The 17729-nt window shown below is 60.9% G+C and carries 17 protein-coding genes; 6 read left to right on the top strand and 11 right to left on the bottom strand.

The window, feature by feature from the left end; translation table 11 throughout:
* Positions 1 to 213 precede the first annotated feature (213 nt).
* On the bottom strand, positions 214 to 471 hold the full coding sequence (locus tag C472_RS06580; RefSeq protein WP_049906389.1) for a hypothetical protein: 258 nt from the start codon (positions 469 to 471) through the stop codon (positions 214 to 216).
* A gap of 468 nt (positions 472 to 939) precedes the next feature.
* Here C472_RS06580 and C472_RS16270 point away from each other — a divergent pair, with 468 nt between their 5' ends.
* Entirely contained in the window at positions 940 to 2073 is a 1134-nt protein-coding gene (locus C472_RS16270) for a tyrosine-type recombinase/integrase (protein WP_161612621.1), read from the top strand.
* A gap of 545 nt (positions 2074 to 2618) precedes the next feature.
* Here C472_RS16270 and C472_RS16265 read toward each other — a convergent pair.
* On the bottom strand, positions 2619 to 3638 hold the full coding sequence (locus C472_RS16265; RefSeq protein ID WP_006629029.1) for a tyrosine-type recombinase/integrase: 1020 nt from the start codon (positions 3636 to 3638) through the stop codon (positions 2619 to 2621).
* Between the two features lie 289 nt (positions 3639 to 3927).
* Here C472_RS16265 and C472_RS06575 point away from each other — a divergent pair, with 289 nt between their 5' ends.
* The 4 genes from C472_RS06575 to C472_RS16925 all read left to right on the top strand — a co-directional run bounded on the left by C472_RS06575 (position 3928) and on the right by C472_RS16925 (position 8302).
* Positions 3928 to 4170: a DUF7563 family protein gene (locus tag C472_RS06575; protein ID WP_006629028.1), complete on the top strand. Its 243-nt coding sequence runs from the start codon at positions 3928 to 3930 to the stop codon at positions 4168 to 4170.
* A 112-nt stretch (positions 4171 to 4282) separates the two neighbouring features.
* Complete coding sequence (locus C472_RS06570; RefSeq protein WP_006629027.1) at positions 4283 to 4594, top strand: hypothetical protein; 312 nt, start codon at positions 4283 to 4285, stop codon at positions 4592 to 4594.
* A 103-nt stretch (positions 4595 to 4697) separates the two neighbouring features.
* Positions 4698 to 6314, top strand: coding sequence for a DUF7845 domain-containing protein (locus C472_RS06565; RefSeq protein ID WP_006629026.1), 1617 nt, complete (start codon positions 4698 to 4700; stop codon positions 6312 to 6314).
* 299 nt (positions 6315 to 6613) lie between these two features.
* A complete protein-coding gene (locus C472_RS16925; RefSeq protein WP_152420606.1) occupies positions 6614 to 8302 on the top strand; it encodes a hypothetical protein in 1689 nt (562 codons plus the stop codon).
* 35 nt (positions 8303 to 8337) lie between these two features.
* Here C472_RS16925 and C472_RS06560 read toward each other — a convergent pair whose 3' ends face one another.
* The 5 genes from C472_RS06560 to C472_RS06545 all read right to left on the bottom strand — a co-directional run bounded on the left by C472_RS06560 (position 8338) and on the right by C472_RS06545 (position 11828).
* Entirely contained in the window at positions 8338 to 8736 is a 399-nt protein-coding gene (locus C472_RS06560) for a hypothetical protein (protein ID WP_006629025.1), read from the bottom strand.
* Between the two features lie 390 nt (positions 8737 to 9126).
* Positions 9127 to 9540, bottom strand: a complete 414-nt coding sequence (locus tag C472_RS16260) for a type IV pilin (RefSeq protein ID WP_006629024.1) — start codon at positions 9538 to 9540, stop codon at positions 9127 to 9129.
* A gap of 297 nt (positions 9541 to 9837) precedes the next feature.
* Positions 9838 to 10290, bottom strand: coding sequence for a type IV pilin (locus C472_RS06555; RefSeq protein ID WP_049906390.1), 453 nt, complete (start codon positions 10288 to 10290; stop codon positions 9838 to 9840).
* A gap of 230 nt (positions 10291 to 10520) precedes the next feature.
* Positions 10521 to 10862, bottom strand: coding sequence for a hypothetical protein (locus C472_RS06550; RefSeq protein WP_006629022.1), 342 nt, complete (start codon positions 10860 to 10862; stop codon positions 10521 to 10523).
* A gap of 114 nt (positions 10863 to 10976) precedes the next feature.
* Positions 10977 to 11828 carry an SDR family oxidoreductase gene (locus C472_RS06545; RefSeq protein WP_006629021.1) on the bottom strand — a complete coding sequence of 284 codons (852 nt, stop codon included), beginning with the start codon at positions 11826 to 11828 and terminating at the stop codon, positions 10977 to 10979.
* A 106-nt stretch (positions 11829 to 11934) separates the two neighbouring features.
* On the opposite strand from C472_RS06545, the gene C472_RS06540 reads away from it, so the two are divergent.
* Positions 11935 to 12939 carry a Gfo/Idh/MocA family protein gene (locus tag C472_RS06540; protein WP_006629020.1) on the top strand — a complete coding sequence of 335 codons (1005 nt, stop codon included), beginning with the start codon at positions 11935 to 11937 and terminating at the stop codon, positions 12937 to 12939.
* 46 nt (positions 12940 to 12985) lie between these two features.
* Here the strand turns inward: C472_RS06540 and C472_RS06535 are convergent, their stop codons facing one another.
* The 4 genes from C472_RS06535 to pheS form a co-directional block, all read right to left on the bottom strand.
* Entirely contained in the window at positions 12986 to 14668 is a 1683-nt protein-coding gene (locus tag C472_RS06535; protein WP_006629019.1) for a bifunctional metallophosphatase/5'-nucleotidase, read from the bottom strand.
* Between the two features lie 124 nt (positions 14669 to 14792).
* The gene (locus tag C472_RS17275) at positions 14793 to 14948 is read right to left on the bottom strand and encodes a hypothetical protein (protein WP_161612619.1); all 156 of its coding nucleotides are present in this window, start codon (positions 14946 to 14948) and stop codon (positions 14793 to 14795) included.
* A gap of 118 nt (positions 14949 to 15066) precedes the next feature.
* A complete protein-coding gene (gene pheT, locus C472_RS06530) occupies positions 15067 to 16827 on the bottom strand; it encodes a phenylalanine--tRNA ligase subunit beta (RefSeq protein ID WP_006629018.1) in 1761 nt (586 codons plus the stop codon).
* Positions 16827 to 17729: phenylalanine--tRNA ligase subunit alpha (gene pheS / locus C472_RS06525; protein ID WP_006629017.1), on the bottom strand; the 903-nt coding region annotated here is incomplete at its 5' end. The genes pheT and pheS, both read right to left, overlap by 1 nt.

Here is a 17729-nt window from a genome sequence, read left to right as displayed (position 1 = left end):
AAGTGTTCCGAAAACCGGGGAAAGAAGCACTCAAAACCATCCTCGAAACTGCGCTATGACTCACCAACAATCTCCGCCACAAGAGCGTTCTTCAGATATACTCTTGACTGACACGGCTGGCCGCTGAAGAGTGCGAAATGACTGGTGTAAGTCCTGCCAGCTTCAGATGATGTTCAGAGCATCATATAACATGAAAAGCGCACGTTGCCCACACTAAAGCCAATTCAAATCCTCCCCATATTCTTGCTTCAGCTTTTCTTTTTCCATCTCAATTGCCAAGTCAAAATCTACCAAACCTGCCTCTGCGATCAATACCGCTACAAAGGCAAGAAACCAAACGATGGGTCCCGTATTCAATTCAAATATCATCCACAGGAGAAACCCTCCATAGAAGACCCATGACGTTTTTCGGAGTGCAATAAGGAATCTTAGTTTCCTTTTTTCCCTGTACAATTGGTAACTCTCAAACATACCGGACGCACTGCGCTGTGGCCACAAATGGTCTTCGTTCATACCGATGTCTGAATGCTAACTACATTCTCTATATTCGGCAGGTAACTTTTGAAATAGTTCAAATAAATCAATAGCCGGATCGGCAACTGCTTGCTCTGTATGGACCAGAACCCGGCTTAGATACATTAATTTCTGAGGATTTCAATAAAGCCACCTGAACAAGAGAAGTCAAACCGATCCTGAGAGCTCTACTTATAAATAAACAAACTAACACCCCCTTTTCGCATCTTTTTCGGTATCAGACACTCAGCCAAGCCGGAGACACAGACGAGGCTCAACGCGTGAACCTATATTATGCATGAAAGCGAAGAACGACCTGCTGACCAGCAAAGTTCGAAGTTCATCGCACCGGATCAGTATCGCAAATAGAAGTAGTAACACTCCCAGAGTCGTCTGTAGCCAATCATTCTGGCGGGGGGTGCGATGATGTCTGCTAGCGATGATTTCGGATACGATGACGTTGATCTAGACGTGCTAATATCCCTCTTCGCAGAGGCCTCACAGAGCAATTTAGAACCTCTCTCACCTGAAGAAGGACTGAAAATGTATAAGAACCTGCGTGAGGACGAGTTGACACCAGCGACGCTAAGATCACACCAATCTCGCCTACAGTTCTTTCTGAATTGGTGTGACGAAAATGGCATCACTAACCTGAATGAATTGTCGGGTCGTGACTTACAGAAGTTCCGTAATTGGCGAAAAGACGGCCTTTCAGTATCCTCTTTAGAGACAAACATGCGGACCCTCCGGCTCTTCTTGCAGAAATGCGTCAAATTCGATGGTGTTCAAGCTGGTATTCCTGGGAAAGTTGAGGTGCCCTCAGTTTCAGCAGCAGATAATGCACGTGACGAGCTCGTCTCAGGGGACCAAGCGGAGATGATTCTTCAGCATCTGAACAAGTACGAGTATGGCTCTATAGAACACGTCGTCTGGCTGCTGCTGGCTGCAGCCGGATTGAGAATCAGCGCTCTCCAATCATTAGATGTGGTTGATTACACGTCTACACATGAGGGAGGCAAACTGACTCTTAAGCACCGAGTAGAATCCGGTACCCGACTCAAGAATGCTGAAGCCTCGGAACGCGTCGTACATTTACCTGAGCACGTAGCCAATACGCTCGAAGATTATCTTAGTGATCAACGACCTGACGTTACAGATGCGAATGGGCGCGAGCCTCTGATCGCTTCCAAACACGGCCGAATAGCAACAACCACGATACGAAAGTATGTTTACAAGTGGACGCGCCCCTGTATGACCGGTCAGTCCTGTCCACACGGTAAAACAGAAAATGAAGTGGCTCAATGCGACGCGATGCAGACAGCTAGTGATGCCTACAAATGTCCCAGCAGTAGTTCGCCCCACACAGTTCGACGCGGATACATTACACATGAATTGGATGCCGGCGTTCCGATGCCTGTCGTGAGCGATCGCTGCGACGTGGGGTCAGAGGTCATAGAAGAACACTACGATGAGCGTTCCGATCAGGAGAAGATGCGACTTCGAAAAGAGGTCCGTGAATCGGTCCATGAGGACGGGGAACAGTCTGGGTACGGCCGATAATTACTAACGGCCCCGTTGGAATCTGATTCTTCAGATATAAAGTGAACTGAAACAACCGACGCTGAAGAGTTCGTATTGACCGCTGCGAGTCCTACCAGTTTGAGACAATATTCGGAGCACTGTGCAAGATACTGTGCTCAAGTCTCACACAACGATATGCGCAAATAGCGGGTAAAGAGAATTGGCCGATATAGTGGACTCAGTTAGAAGACTCCGAAAAGACCAGCCCCACCAGCCACGATCATGCTAATCCCAAGTAGGAGTATCAAGATTTGCTCCGGGCCGAGGGCGTCGTAACCCATCATAGATTAGAGTCCTACGGGCTAACTATTAGTTCTATGTTCTGAACGTTAGGGTAGTTCCCACGCTCAGTGTGCAGCCAATCCTCTGTATCTTGTACGCGGTTTCTGACACGATGTAGGTAAGTCAGCACTTTACATCGGTATGTGAGTTCCCTGTATTGACCGATTCGGCCAACAGAGTTGTTGAGGACTTCAACAAAGCCATAGAGCCGAATAAATAATACTTGAACCTGTCTGAAGCCGTTAAATACTATCCAAGAACTGTCGCCGCTGCTCCATCTTCTTTCGTTCAGATCGCCGATCGTAGTGCTTAGAGAGGATTTCCGGCGATACATTTCCCCGGTCACTTACCACTGTTTCTGGCATGTCTGATGACAGCCAGTGTGTGATCGCACCACGCCGAAGCGCATGAGGTGACATTGAAGACGGGCACTTCGATGCTTTCGTACGATCAGCAGCTGCGTCGCAATCTTCAATTTCACGCCCGTGAGGACACTCTCCGGTCGAAAAGCAGGGCTTTGTCACTGAGTACAGATACGTCTGAATCGTCGTTGGGTGTGGCCGCCCCTGTGGCGTTGCCAGTAGCGGTTCACGCCCTTCATCGTCTTTCCTCTCTGGCCGCCGATCAGCTATCCACGCATCTAAAATATCACACGTCTCGTCACTCAGCCCAATGAACCGTTCTCCATGGAACTTATTTTTAATTGGCGTCCCAGACTCAGGCCGGTGATTAATTTCGAGTGCCTGATCTTCCGGTTCGTAGTCCTGAATATCGAGTGAAACGATAGCACCTCGGCGTAACGCTGCTCGCCACATGAGCCGAAAGCAAACGTGGCGCTCGGATGCATACTCGTAGGTGCAGAGGTGTGTTAGGATCTGCTCAGCTTCTTCTGCATCTACCATCACGTCGCGGACGTTGTCATCGCCGGTCAATGTCGGTGAGACAACCTTCTCCGAAAGGTCTGATTTGACTGCGTTCACTGATTCCGCCCATCTGATGAACACACGGATAGTGTCCATCTGAGTCTTCTCGCTAGTTAGTGCGAGGTTGCCATCCTCGCGTCGCCACAGTCGATATCGATGGAGGTCTCGCCCAGTAAGTGTGTTGAGGTTCGTGATATCTTGTTCGTCGCACCACTCGATGAAATGACTAAGCCGTGAGCGGTGCGATCGAAGTGTTGCGTCTGCGAGCTCCGAACGCTTCTCGGCCAGGTACATTTCAACTGCTTCCGTGGGTTCGATGGGTTCGAGGTCTGGGTACATGGTCGTCTTTTTCTGAGTGTGTAATCACCAGTAGAACGACCGATACTGTGGTCTAGCGCTACCGTGTCTGGGTTTCGTCACACAGTATTACGCTTTCCCGTCGCGCCCGCTTACTCACGAACCGTTTCACGACTAACAGCGGACGCGCTGTAGCGACGCCCTTCTTCACGAAATCGGAGGATAAGCCGACTCGCGAGACCCCGTCCCGAATCGGGTTGAATACGCCGCGGATCGCGGCCCTCTCACGTCGGGTGATCGGGTCCGCCAAGACCGGGGTGATCCTCGGATGATGGCACTCCGGATCGACGCCGACGACCCCGGGGTCTGTCAGGGGTGCGGCGCTCACGTCCCGATCGACTTCCGTCGCGTTCACGGCGACGATGACGATCGGGCGCACCGGTGTCCCGAGTGCGACTCGTGGGTCCGGATCTGTGAGGGGAGCGCGGCCGGGAAGGACGCGGACACGCCCGACCCGCAACACAACCCCGCTCGCAACGGTGGCGAGCCGTGGGACGGAGGGCTGTCGGGATGACACCGTTCGTCCGCGCGAGCCGACTGTACGACCCGGCGGACGGCCCGCAGGTTCACGTCCGTGACGCCGCACGGCTCCGCTGGCAGCGCGACGCCGAACGGGGGCGGTCGGTGTGAGTTCCGACCGTTCACGCGCCGGAGAGACGGCGGCGATCTTCACCTCACACGGCGTACTCGACGCCGCGACGACGATCCTCGCAGCCCGCGTCGCGGGCGTCGACGCCGAGATGAACCCGGTCGTTCGTGAGCTGCTCGCGATCGGTGAACTTCCGGCCGCGGTCGCGATGATCGCCGTCGTCGGCTTGTGTTGCGGTGCGTGGCCGATCGCCGCCGACGCCGTCGACGCGCCCGAGTGGGTCGGCCTCGGGATCGCGACGATCGGTGCCGCGGTCGCCGCGGTGAACCTCGTGGTGGTGTTCGCGTGACCCGCGAGTGTGAGACCTGTGGCCGAGACCGTCCATCGGTCCGATCCCGTCCCGGGGGACGCGTCGAGTGCGCCAGCTGCTACCTCGTTCGGGGAGAATCGCGATGAAGGCGGTCGCGACGGCCCCGCACGAGTACATGGCGAACTACATCTACAGCGGACTCGGGGCGTGGTTCGGCGCTGCGCGGCTCGTCGACGCGACCGGGAGCAAGCGGGGAAGTTTCCAACTCGACGGCGAGAAGTGGCGCGTCACCCTGTCGTACCAAGAGTCGGGACTCGCCCCGCCTGACGGAGGAGAGACGCCGGACGGGACACGAGTCGACTTCGACACGCTCCGAGAGTTCCGGCTGAACGCTGTAGTCGACGACGAGATCGGCCAGCGGAAGGTGAAAGCGCACATCCGCCCGCGGTGGCGCGGCTTGGAGTCCACCGACGGGAACGCGGTCGCGCGGCCGCTGTGGGACCTGGGCGACGCGGTCGACGTGCGGGTGAACGCGTCGAATGTCGAGTTCGACACGATCGAGACGGTCATCCAGCGCGCGGCGGGCGCGGTGACGCTTGATCCGATGTACTTCGACGACCGCAACGACGAGTACAGCGTCGTGATCGATGCGGCGCGGTACGTCCGGATCGACCGCGACGTCTCTGGGCCGGTTCACGCCCGCGAGGGGCCGCTCGCGCGGATGGGCCACCTGCTCGAAAGCGACCGGTCGGGGTACCGGAAGCTCGTTCAAGACGACACGGAGCGGACGGGCTACTACCACACGGTGACGCTCGGACCGAAGCGAATCCGCGAGTGCTTCCCCGACCACCGGATCCCGAAGGAGTTGAAGCACTACTACGCCCGCAACGCCGAATCGCTTCCCGACGACCACCCGCTCGCACATCCGAAGGTCGAAGCGTCGTATCAGGGGAGCCGGTGGGACGAGACGCTCCGGCCGGCGGACCACGACGAGATCGCGGACGAACTCGAAGAGGCGATCCTCGCGACGATCAACGAGGCGGGCCTGCCGACGCAACCGCTCGACGACGACGGACCGGGGAACGGCCGGACGTACGTCGAGGACGCGTACTTTGAGGCCCAGACGGTCGACCGGTCGCGGGTCCTCCCGCTGAACTTGGAGCGCGTCGAGAGCGACCAGCGGAACGTGGTCGTGCGCCAGCTCGCGGACGGTCTCTCGCCGGTCGAGTGGGACTCGTTGAAGACGCTCGTCGCGGACGGCGGGGACGTCTCGCCGGCGGAGATCGCCGAGGATCACGACTGGCACCCGGATAGTGTCCGACGTGGCCTCCGAAGGATCGAGGAGATGGTCGTGCGCGAGCAGGGGTCGGTGGCGTTGCGGTCGCACTACGTCGCCGAGCAGGTCGTGGAGGCGCTGGAGGCGGCGCGTGAGGGCGTGCGGAACGCGATGGGGGCCGCGGCGAACGCGGTCCAGAACGCGGAGCGTGCGGCCCTCGACGAGCGGACGGACGAACTGATAGCGTTCTGCCAAGCGAACGGGATCCACATCGACGAGCGCGAGGCGCACCTCCGGGTTCGGATGGGGAACCTTGCGGGGGAGTCATGGTCGGAGCTGGTGACGCGGCTCAAGCGGTACTGGGTCGGTGCGGGCCGGGATCCGGAGCGACTGAAAGAGGCGGTGTCGCACTACCGGGACGCGTCGGGACCGAAGATCCGGCCGGTGCGGAGTGCGTGGGGGAAGGGGCAGACGCTCCGGTAGCGCGGCCCCTCGTGAGTGGCAACACTACCCCGACCCTCTTTTTGCGGCCGTATTCGATGCGATCGACCGTCTCGACCGACAGGACCGGGACGATCTCGACCGCAACACAAGCACGGATCTCGGTTCGACGAGCTGGTGGCCGACGCCGAACCGACAACGGGGGGTCGGTTGGCAGTTAGAGGTGTGGCGAAGGCCACACAAGCTAAGGTACCCCACCGCCTCCGCACGATCAACCCAGTTGTAAAATCCTCGGAGGCTCCCAATACAACTAATTGGTGACACACATAGACACAAAATAGATGCCATGCGTTCAGTGTAATAGGACATTAGCCTATCATGAGGAGAAGCATTCCCTATATTGTCCGAACTGTCTTGACCTTCCTGTTGCCGATCGCGATTTCATAAAAGAAGTTGCGTCCAAAATTCGAAAAGAGAATCTGAACAATCAGACTTTAGCGCGACTAATCCAAGAACATGGCTCTCTTCGGGTCATCGCTGAGCTGACGAATAGGCTGAATCAGGGCGCAGGTGGACTCGTAAGCAAGAACCGCATGCCGTTTGGCGAGTTCTTTCATGCGACACCCATCATCAAAACGATATATGAGAATAGCAATAAATTTGAGCACACTTTGGAATCAGGCACTGACGCTTCTCAACAAGATTTTAGAAAAAACGTCAACACCCTCTTAGATGCTGGAACAACGCTTATAGCGGTTCTAAAACAGACTGAGGAAGATTTCACAATTCCAATTAAATTGCTGCCTGATTCGTCAACATGGGAGGATTTCTACTCAGACAATCTGTTCTTACACTCTGAGTATTGGCTTTGCGCGGAACGATGTACGAGAGCGAATGCCGGCGCAAGAGATGAATTACGAGAGGATTTCATGCTGAAAGAGATCATCTTCCGGAATTTTGATCGACCTGAGTATGACGAATATGACTCTGTCGAAGAATGGGCAGACTCATGGTATGGATTTATAGTTGAAATTGGATTTGCTTCCGCACTCGACCAAAATATTGGTGAGATATTCACAACGGACTTTCCTGATTCTGTCTCGATCTTCGATTTAGAAAGTCTGTTCGATAAAGTGAATAATTTTGTATCTAACGCTGTCGCCTCGCGTTCTGATAATGAATTTCACTCGAATGCAATTCCGAGACATGTGTTCGAAGAGTTTGGAGAGGATGTCTTCGGTGGCGATTGGGAAAAAGTGAGGTCGCTAATATTGATGAGTTCAGCAAACCCAGACGCACACCCTCTATTTTTTGAATGGGCTGGGACTCGCTCAATTGACTTATACGGTGAGAAAGATCCAGATGACATCGTCATTAACCACGTTATCTACCCAGACCTATTCTCACAACTTTTGAAATTTCAGCTATTCCCATTCCTAAACAATGGACAGCAAAGGAAGAGTACAGCTGTACTCGAAGACCTCACAGCGAAACGTGGGAAAGAATTTGAGCGACATGTGTTCGAATATCTCCGAGATACACCAAAGACAAAAAATGCGTATCATAGCTGTAAAACATCAAAACAAAATGGACACGAGATAGATGCTATCTTCGAATATGAAGATACAGTGTACTTTGTTGAGGTTAAGTTTGTACTCCCAACACTGAACATGCAATCTCAGGTGGGTATTCAGAGTGTGAATTCCAAATTTGACAGGAAAATCTTCAAAGAGGCAGACGACACAACTGGAAAGCCATTCCCTGAGAAAGTCCAAAATTATCGTGACTTGGAACCCGGTGAGACAGTATCACATCAAATCTCTGAAAATGATGACGACCGTGAACAGATTCAGGTCCCCCACGAATGGATAGAAGCAGATCATGAGATGTTGGTTGTTTCCAATTTTGTCCCATCATATATCACAAAAAAAGGCGTACAATTCCTTACTGACTTAGAATTATACCAGTGGATAGAGAATGGCGAAAATGTCTTTTGTGACACGATCACCCCGAACTCACTCGATATTTGAGCCTTACAGGCCATTCAATCGCTAAGATCACCATTTTATTCGCGAATACGATCTGCGGAGATTTGTGCCTCGCGGCTATGACTCCGATAGTGCGTCTTGCCGGGATCAGTCCAGTTGTCTATTTCAACGTCTCGGGCGCGGAGTGTGCGCGACGACACTACTGTAATCTCTCTGCGCTCTGCTCGATACCACACAAGCACATACCCACCGTCAGCGTCTGCGAGCGTCTCGTGCTGGTCCTCCCAGAACTTGAACGTCGGCCGGACGCCGTTGACCATCGACCCCTTCACGTCCCACGGCCGGCCGTCGCGGTCCGTCGCGTCGAACTTCAGTCCATCCACGACCGGATAGTCGAGCGTCAGCAGATAGTGGTCGGTCGCCCATAGCTCGACGAGCTTCCCGTACCGACCGACGATAGCCGGGTCGTAGCCCATGGCGATCCTCGTTTGGGTTACAGTTGGTCGAACTAATGACCTCATTCAACGAATGAAAGGATCGAGGTCTTCGCACATACAACGTGTATAAATGAGCTGTCAAACCAGACTCAAGCTCATCGATGAACGCGAACGCCACCTCGAAAAGATGAGTGAGATTGTGACGAGGCTCCCGTTGACGACCTACCTATGCCGATCATTATCAATGCTGTGCTTGCCAATCTAATTCAGCCTGAGAAACATTTTGGAAAGCCCGTAATAAGTTAGATCTAGAGACAATTCAGTATTTCAATACTAGTATGTTTAGATTACAGTACAGAAAACGGGCTGAAAGCCGATGGTAGTGACTAACTGACGGAAAAAGAAAATACAGACCGGAGCTGGTAGAATTTAGAACTCTACCGTATCTTCGAAGATGGCATTTCCGCTCGGATCGTGGATGATCCGAAGTGTTACTTCATTGCTATATTCAGAGCTACTTATACTTACAGCTCTTTGTTCACCACTCTGCCATGGTTCAGAATCCCCACTAAAGTTGCCCACTCTGTCACCATCAAGTGACAACTGGAGATCGGACCCGTCGATGGACTGACCACCAGTTTTAGTAACATTCACACTACCATCGCTGACACTATCGACTGTGAAAGTCGCCTGCGGCGCGGTGTCACCTAACTGATCGCCGAGTCCGAGAACGAACGTCCCGATAACGGCCGCCAGGATGACGGTGATCGCGACCATGAGGATAACGCCGATGACGGGACTTACTGCCCTGTCTTCTGCGTTGGATTGATTGCTTGGTTTCATAGTTTGAACCCAGCGGCCACCGCCGAACGAGACTCCAGACGACTCCGGGTTCGTTCGGATCGGTTGCTGGTTACTCCGGTATAGGTCGGACTTCCTTATGTACTTAATGGCACGAGTATCAACGGAGAAAATTGGTAACAGGGCCGAAATAGTTGGTACATCTTCATATCCACGGACTCCACGGCCCGATCCTTTCTACGGATCCCGATCGTGCGCATCGTGGTAGCTGAACCGGAAGCGCTACCGACTCGCGTTCAAACGTCCGGAGCGAAAGCAGTTGAAACGCTAATTCCGGACTTAGCTGACCGTTGCCGTGTCCTCGAATATCGCGTTCCCGCTTGGGTCGTGGATGAGCCTGACTTCCACCGTGTCGTCGCTGCCGTACCCGCTTCCGATCGGTCCGATGTCTGCTGTGGTCCCGCTCTGCCAGGTGTCTGTCAGCCCGGACCCGTCCGCGACGGTTCCGCTTCTCGTGCCGTCGATGGAAACCGTGATCTGACTCGGATCCAAGTCCTGACCGCCGGTTTTCGTGATACTGACGTTCACATCACTGGGCGCACTCTCGTTTAGCTCCACGTTATCTACTGAAAAACTCGCCTGCGGCGCGGTGTCGCCCAACTGGTCGCCGAGCCCGAGCACGAACGTCCCGATGACGGCCGCCAGAATCACCGTGATAGCGACCATGAGGATGACGCCGATAACGGGACTCACTGCCCTGTCGTCCGCGTTCGACTGATTGCTTGGTTTCATAGTTTGAACCCAGCGCCAACCGACGAACGGGCGGGACACTCGGCCGGCACCGTCGACGCCGAAGACAACTCCGCACCCGTTCAGATCGGTTGCTGGCTGCTCGGTGGGAGGCCGATTTCCCTTATGAACCTGCTGGCGCGGATATCAACGCGAAAAATCGGACCGACGCCCGTCACCCCGCGCTCCCGACTCGTCTCGTGTTCGACCGGGATTCGGAGGGCCTCCCGCGGTCACTCGTCGTCCGCGGTGACGACGACGTCGTCACCGGTCGGCGCTTCCACGTCGACGGTGTGGCGCGTGTGTCGCGCGTGCGTCTCCGCCCAGCGCCGCGCGGGCCCCTCCGCGAGGAACCGCTCGCCGTCGGGGCAGCGCCGACACCGGACGGTCCACGGACGCACGTCGTCCGGGTAGTGGCCGGTGTGGCGCTCGTGGTCGAGCGCGAACTGCTCTATCGCGTGGCCGCCCGGCGGTACCTCGCTGACTTCGCGGTCGAGGTCCCACTCGCGACCACAGCGGGAACACGAGACGGTCGGTGCCTCCGTTCCGCCGTCGGGAGCCGAATGGTCCGTCACGGGGATTCGGTTCGGGCCCCGATCACTTCAACGCGCCCACGCCGCCACGGCCGGCGGCGCTGGGGTCGGTCCGGCCGGCGGGTCCGACGCGGTCGGTCCGGCCGGCGGACGCCGTCACTCCTCGCGCTCGAACTCCGTGTCGAACATACGCGCGGACATCGGTGCCGGGTCGCCGTCGGTGAGGTTGTACTCGGAGAAGTCGTCCACGCCCGCCTCGCGGAGCAGCTCCTCGTCGTAGAAGCTGTTGCCCGTACACTCGGCGGGGTCGCGCGCGAGGATCTCCAGCACCGCGTCGGAGACGATCTCCGGGCTGCGCCAGTCGTCCTCGGTCCCGAGCCCGAAGTAGCGGGTCGCGCGGGTGTCGATCGTCGTTACGGGCCAGAACGTGTTACAGCCCACGTCGTCGGCGCTCAGCTCCTCGGCGAGCGAGAGCGCGATGAACGACATCCCGAGTTTCGACCACGCGTACGGCGCTTTCCCCGGCGAGCGGTCGGTCACGACCGGCGGCGAGTTCGACAGGAGCCACGCCCCGTCCTGCTCCGCGAGGTGGTCCGCGAACGCGTGCGCGACGAGGTGGCTGCCGCGGACGTTCACGTCGGTCAGCAGGTCGAACCGGTCGGCCGGCAGGTCGGCGACGTTCGCCAGCTGGATCGCGCTCGCGTTGTTGATCACGATGTCGATCTCCCCGAAGTGGTCGATCGCCTCCTCGACGACGGCCTCGACCCGGTCCTCGTCGCGGAGGTTCAGTTCGAGCGCGAGCGCCTCGGCCCCGCGCTCGCGCACCTCGCGGGCCGTCTGCTCGATCGACCCCTCCAGTTCGGCGTCGTCGTCGTCGGTCGTCTTCCCGGTCGAGACGACGTCGCAGCCGCGGTCGGCGAGCGCGAGCGCGATCTGCTTTCCGATGCCGCGAGTCGTCCCCGTGATGAACGCCGTCGAGCCCGAGAGGTCGGGCGCTGCGAGTGCCATGCCGTCGGATCGACCGACCGAACCATAATTCCCGGTGTCCGAGCGCCGCCCGGCGACGCGGCCGCCGGGCGCAAACCACTTGACAGGGGGGCGCGTCGCCCGGTCCATGAGCACTCAGACGGCTGCGGCGGCCCGACTCGAATTCGGCGTCCTCGGCACCGCGGGGATCGCCCGCAAGGCGGTGATCCCGGCGATCGCCGCGAGCGACCACTCCGTCGGCGCGGTGGCGTCGCGGGACGCCGACCGCGCGGAGCGGTTCGCGGCCGAGAACGCGATCCCCCGAAGCTACGGCTCCTACGAGGCCCTCCTCGAAGACGACGCCCTCGACGCGGTGTACGTCCCGCTCCCGAACGGACGCCACGCGGAGTGGACGAAACGCGCCGCGGACGCCGGGCTGGACGTCCTCTGCGAGAAGCCGCTGGCCGCCGACGCCGACGAGGCGCGGTCGGTGGCGGACCACTGCGACGAGCGCGGGGTCACCCTGATGGAGGCGTTCATGTACCGGTATCACCCCCGCACCGAGCGCGCCGTCGACCTCGCGGCGACCGACCTCGACGACGTCCGGACGGTGACCGCGACGTTCCGGTTCCCACTGTACGACCGCCCGGACGACGTGCGACTGGACCCCGCCCTCGCGGGCGGGTCGCTGATGGACGTGGGCTGCTACCCCGTCTCGCTGGCCCGGACCGTGCTCGGCGAGCCCGACCGGGCGTACGCCCACGCCGGCGACACGCGGGACGCCGGCGTCGACACCGAACTCGCGGGCGTGCTGGCGTACGACGACGGTCGGTCGGCGCGGGTCGCCTGCGGCTTCGACACGCAGCTCGTCCAGCGGTACCGGATCGACGCGACGAACGGCTGGATCGAAGTCGAGCGGGCCTTCGACGCCCCGACCGACGAGGCGGTGGAACTGACCTACGAGATCGACGGCCGCCGCGGCGTCGAGACGTTCCCCGCGGTCGACCAGTACCGGCTTCAGGTCGAGCACTTCGCCGACCGCGTCGCCGACGGGACCGCGCCGCTCACCGACGGGACCGAGGCCGTCGCGAACATGCGGATCCTCGATGCGATCGCGGAGAGCGCCGCCGAGGGCGGTCCCGTCGACTGCTGAGCCGCGCCCGGACGTACGGGAGGGAGATTCGGCCAGTTTCCCCGCGTTACAGTCGTCCGACGAGCGCGCTCGACGCGCCGACCAGCGGCTCCCACGGCGGGTTCCGAACGGTGACCCGGCCCGTCACCTCGGGCGCGACCGGGGAGTTCGCCTCGATCCGCCGGGCGATCAGGCTCGACAGCACCGGTCCGTTTCCGGGCGTCAGGGCCCGCGGGACGTCGGTCAGCATCTCGTACTCGTCACCTCCGTCGGCGATGAAGTCGTTCGTCGCCATCGTGTACGTCTCCTCGGTGGCTATCGGCTCGCCATCGAGCGTGGCGTCGACGATCCGCTCGCCCCGGTCGTTTGTGGGGTCGTAGGCGTACCGGATCCCGGAGACCTGCGGGAACCGTCCCGAGAGGCGTTCGACCTCGCTGACGCCGTTTTCGAGGACGGCCCGCAGCGTCTCGCCGGACACCTCGAGGACGGTCACCTCGTTGCCGAAGGGGAGGACGTTCACGACGTCGCGGCGGGTGAGCGCTCCGGGCTCGTAGCGGGTGTCCGTCCGGATGCTCCCGCCGTTCTGGACCGCGACGTCCGCGCCGGTGTCGTCGCGCATCGCGTCGGCGATGAAGTTCCCCATGTTCGACTCCTCGCGGCGGACGACCGCCTCCCGGCAGTCGAGCGTCGTCTCCGTGCGACCGATCTCCTCGCCGACCGCGTCGTCGAGCCGGCTCCGGTACTCCTCGACGAGTCCGACGACCTCGTCGTTCGGTTCGAGCCCCCGGCCGACCGCCTCGGCCGTGGCGTGACGGGTGAACTCGTGGCCCGTCACCTCGCCGTCCTCGACTTCGAGGTGGAGTTCGGCGAGGTGTTCGAACTCGTCGCCGATCGCGGAGACGAGACTTCCGTTAACGACGTTCGGCGTCTCGTACGTGCGGGCGGCGTGGTCGCCGACGTACGCGTCGACGCCGTCGACGGCCGGTGCCACCTCCGACTCGACGACCGGGCTGGCGACGTCCGAGAGGACGACGACCGCGGCCGCCCCTTCCTCGCGCATCCGCGGGACGACCTCCCGAAGCGCCCCTGCCGGGTCAGTCACCTCGGCGTGCTCGCCCATCGACGCGACGTTCGGTGCCTCCTCGGTGAGGATCCCGGTGAGTCCGACGGTGACGCCGTCGACCTCGGTGAGCGCGTACCGCATCGCCCCCTCCTCGCCGGCGAACACCTCGCCGGTCCGGTCGTCGAGACAGTTGGCGCAGAGCCACGGGAACTCGCTTCTCGCGACTTGGTCGCGGAAGGTGTCCGGCCCCATGTCGAAGTCGTGGTTGCCGAAGCCGTCGTAGTCCAGCCCGGCGGCGTTGAGCGCGTCGACGATGTGCTCGCCGTCGAACACCGACGACAGCACCGACGACGCGAGGTCGTCACCCACGCCCACCCGCAGCGCGTCGGGGTACTCCTCGCCGAGCCGGTCCATCAGCCCGACGTAGCTGGCGACGTTCGCCGGCTCGTCGAGGCTCCCGTACCGGCCCTGGAGGTGCGTGTCGTGGACGATCGTCACCGTCCCGCTCGCTGCCGACGCCGAGTCGTCCCCGCTCGGCTCCCCGCCGTCGCCGTCGGTCCCCTCTTCGCCTCCGTCCGCCGATCCGTCGTCGGTGCCGTTACACCCGGCGAGCGAGACGGCCAAACCGCCCGTGCCGATCGCCTTCAGCGTCCGGCGGCGCGAGTACCACCGATTGTTATCGGTCATGAATTTTCGTTCGGACTACGCCCGGAAATATATTGGCGAACCGGACGCCGGACCCGAGGGTATCGAGGCAGCGGATCAGTCCGAGGGATCGGACCCCTGAGGTCGGGCCACCGCGCGCGACCGACTACCGCGCCGTTGAGCGCGCGTCGTCGCTTGAGTCCGGCGACGGAGACCGCACCGCGTCCCACCCGCTGATACAGGTCTCACACAGGTAGTACGCGAAGCCGTCGACGTCCCGGTACGCCAGTGAGGCGTCGACGCCGCACTTGTCACAGTTCATGCCCGGCCACTGCGCCAAGACGGTTATAGGTCTTCTGCTCCCGACCGCATCTGTGATAATCCGTTACAGAAACGACGGATCGGAAGTTCCGGGTGAGACGCCCGACCGCGTTCGCGGTCTACCGCAGCGCGTCGAGGGCGAACTCGAAGGCCGCGACCGGCACTTCGAGGTCGTGTTCGACCAGTACCGCCGGGTGGAGTTCGCCGATCACGCCGACGCGCTCGCCGCCGATCACCACGTCGGCGGCGCGCCCCTCGATGAACGAGGGGTGTTCGGTCCGCGGCGTCTCCAGATCGGCGTCGAAGTCGTCACAGAGCGCCTGGAGCCGCCCCTTCGCGGCCTCGTAGGAGGCGTCGCGGCGGGCGACCGCGCCGGCGACGTGCCGGGACTCGGCGACGTTCGTGTCCGCCTCCTCGTCGCGCTCGGCGACGAAGCCGACCTCGGCGACGTCCTGCGGGTAGGCGTTGTGCGTGTTCCGCTCTAACAGCATCACGAGCGAGGGAAGCGCCCAGGTGCGGAGCTGGGTGTACTCCTCGCTGTACGGCTCCGTGATCTCGACCGGGTCGCCGCCGCCGAAGACGCCGGAGCCGTCGACCGCCGCGCCGCCGGTGCCCGGCTCGACCCGCATCCGGTCGTAGTTCTCGGTCCCGCTCGTCATGTGGAAGTTCAGCAGGTCCTCGAACCCCAGCCCGACGAGGCCGGTCCGGACCGCGTCCTCCAGCCGCGAGCGCTCGTGACGACCGCCGACGGTGCCCACGTCGGGGTAGCGCGGCTCCAGGTTGTCGAAGCCGTACGCGCGCCCCACGTCGTCGACCAGGTCGAGCGGGTGGAGCACGTCGACGCGGTACGGCGGAATTTCGACCTCGTACGTCACGTCCTCGCCGAGCGTGTAGGAGGCGTCCAGCCCGGAGCGCTCGAAGCAGTCGACGACCTCCTCCGGTTCGAAGTCGACGCCGAGCAGCGTCTCGATCCGGTCGTGGCTCACGCGCTTCTCGTCGCTGTCGAGGTCCGGGCGAATCAGCTCGGAGCCGTACTCGTCCGGGTGTGTCGCGCCGTCGGCGTAGTTCACCTCGACCTCCTCGATCGTCGCTCCCCGGGCCGACAGCGCGTAGCAGATGATGTTACACATCCGGTCTATCGTCCACTGATCGGTGCCGGTGAGTTCGACGAACAGCTCCCGCGACCCGGTCGTCACCTCGGTCCGCTTCCCGTTGATGACGGGCGGGAACGAGAAGAGGCCGAGCTCGTCGTAGATCGCCGGGTAGCGGTCGAGATCCGCGACGAGGTCGGCGTACGTCTCGCCGGTAGCGTGTTCCGTCAGGACCTCGGCCGGAGTCAGTTCGTCGTTGGCGTCGAGCGGGACGAACGCGTCGCCGTCGGGGTCGACGCCGCGGTAGGTGACCGACGGCTCCGCGCCCTCCTGAAGCGGCGCGCCCTTCACCATCGCGAGGTCGTGGATGCCGATCGCGCCCTTCGCGCGGCCGCGCCCCATCGTCGCGTGGAGCTTCTCTTGGAGCTGGATCAGCGACTCCAGCGCCGCCTCGTCGAGGTCGAGCCCGCGCACCACGGCCCCGGTGACGTACGGGCGTTCGTCGGGGACCGACTCGTCGACCTCGATGGTCCACTCCGGATCGTTCGTGTTCGGGACGTAAACGCCGCGGGCGTCGCCGTAGTGGTACCGCAGCGAGCGCGCCACGCCCTCGACGGAGAGCCGGTCGAGCCGGTCGGGCGCGAACTCGAACTGGAACTGCCCCGTCTCGGTCTCGCCCTCGAACTCCAAGCCGAGGCCGAACAGGTCGTCTTTGAGCTCCTCGTCGTCTTTGTCCTCGTGACCGGTGAGTGCGCGGAGTTCGTCGGGGTCGACGTCGACGACGGGCATCAGTAGCTCACCTCCGCGTTCCGGAGGAAGTCGATGTCGGCCAAGGTCCCGTGGAGGTCGCGGATGTCCTCCGCGCCCGTCGTCAGCATCGCGAGCCGCTCTAAGGCGAGCCCCCACGCCATCACGTCGCACTCGACGCCGAGCGGCCCGGTGACCTCCTCGCGGAAGACGCCGGAGTTACCGATCTCGATCTCCTCGCCGGTCTCCGGGTGTTCGCCGAACAGCTCGAAGGACGGCTCGGTGTAGGGGTTGTAGTGCGGCTTGAACTTGATGTCCGTGATTCCGAACTGCCGGTAGAACTCCTCGAACGTGCCCATCAGGTCGCGCACGGAGAGGTCCTCGGCCATCACCCACCCCTCGATCTGGAAGAACTCCAGTAAGTGCGTCGGGTCGAGCGTGTCGTTGCGGTACACCTTCTCGACGGAGAAGTAGCGCTGGGGCGGCTCCAACTCGGCCCCGGCGATCCCGGAGAGGTAGCGCATCGACAGCGACGTGGTGTGGCCGCGGAGGGCGACCTCGCGGGCGAAGTCCTCGGACCACGGCGAGTGGTAGCCGTCGCCGTCCTCGCCCCAGCCGTCGCGATGGGCCGACTCGACCCGGTCGATCAGCTCGTCCGGAATCGACTCCATCGGGTCCACGTCGAGCGCGAACCGGTCCCAGTGGGTCCGGGCCGGGTGGTCCTGCGGCATGAACAGGCAGTCGTTGATCCAGAAGTCGGCGTCTGCGTGGGGACCCTCCATCTCTTGAAACCCCATACCGACGAGGACGTCCTTCACGCGGTCGGCGGTCCGGCGGAGGACGTGTTTGCGGCCGCCGCGGGCCGTCTCCGCCTCGGCCTCGACGTTGTACTCGGCGAACTCGGCGTCGCGCCACTCGCCGCTGGCGAGCAGCTCCGGCGTGAG

Origin of the sequence: Halorubrum tebenquichense DSM 14210 (assembly GCF_000337415.1) — an archaeon.
Taxonomy (GTDB): Archaea; Halobacteriota; Halobacteria; order Halobacteriales; family Haloferacaceae; genus Halorubrum; species Halorubrum tebenquichense.
This window is presented reverse-complemented; position numbering and strand designations above follow the sequence as displayed.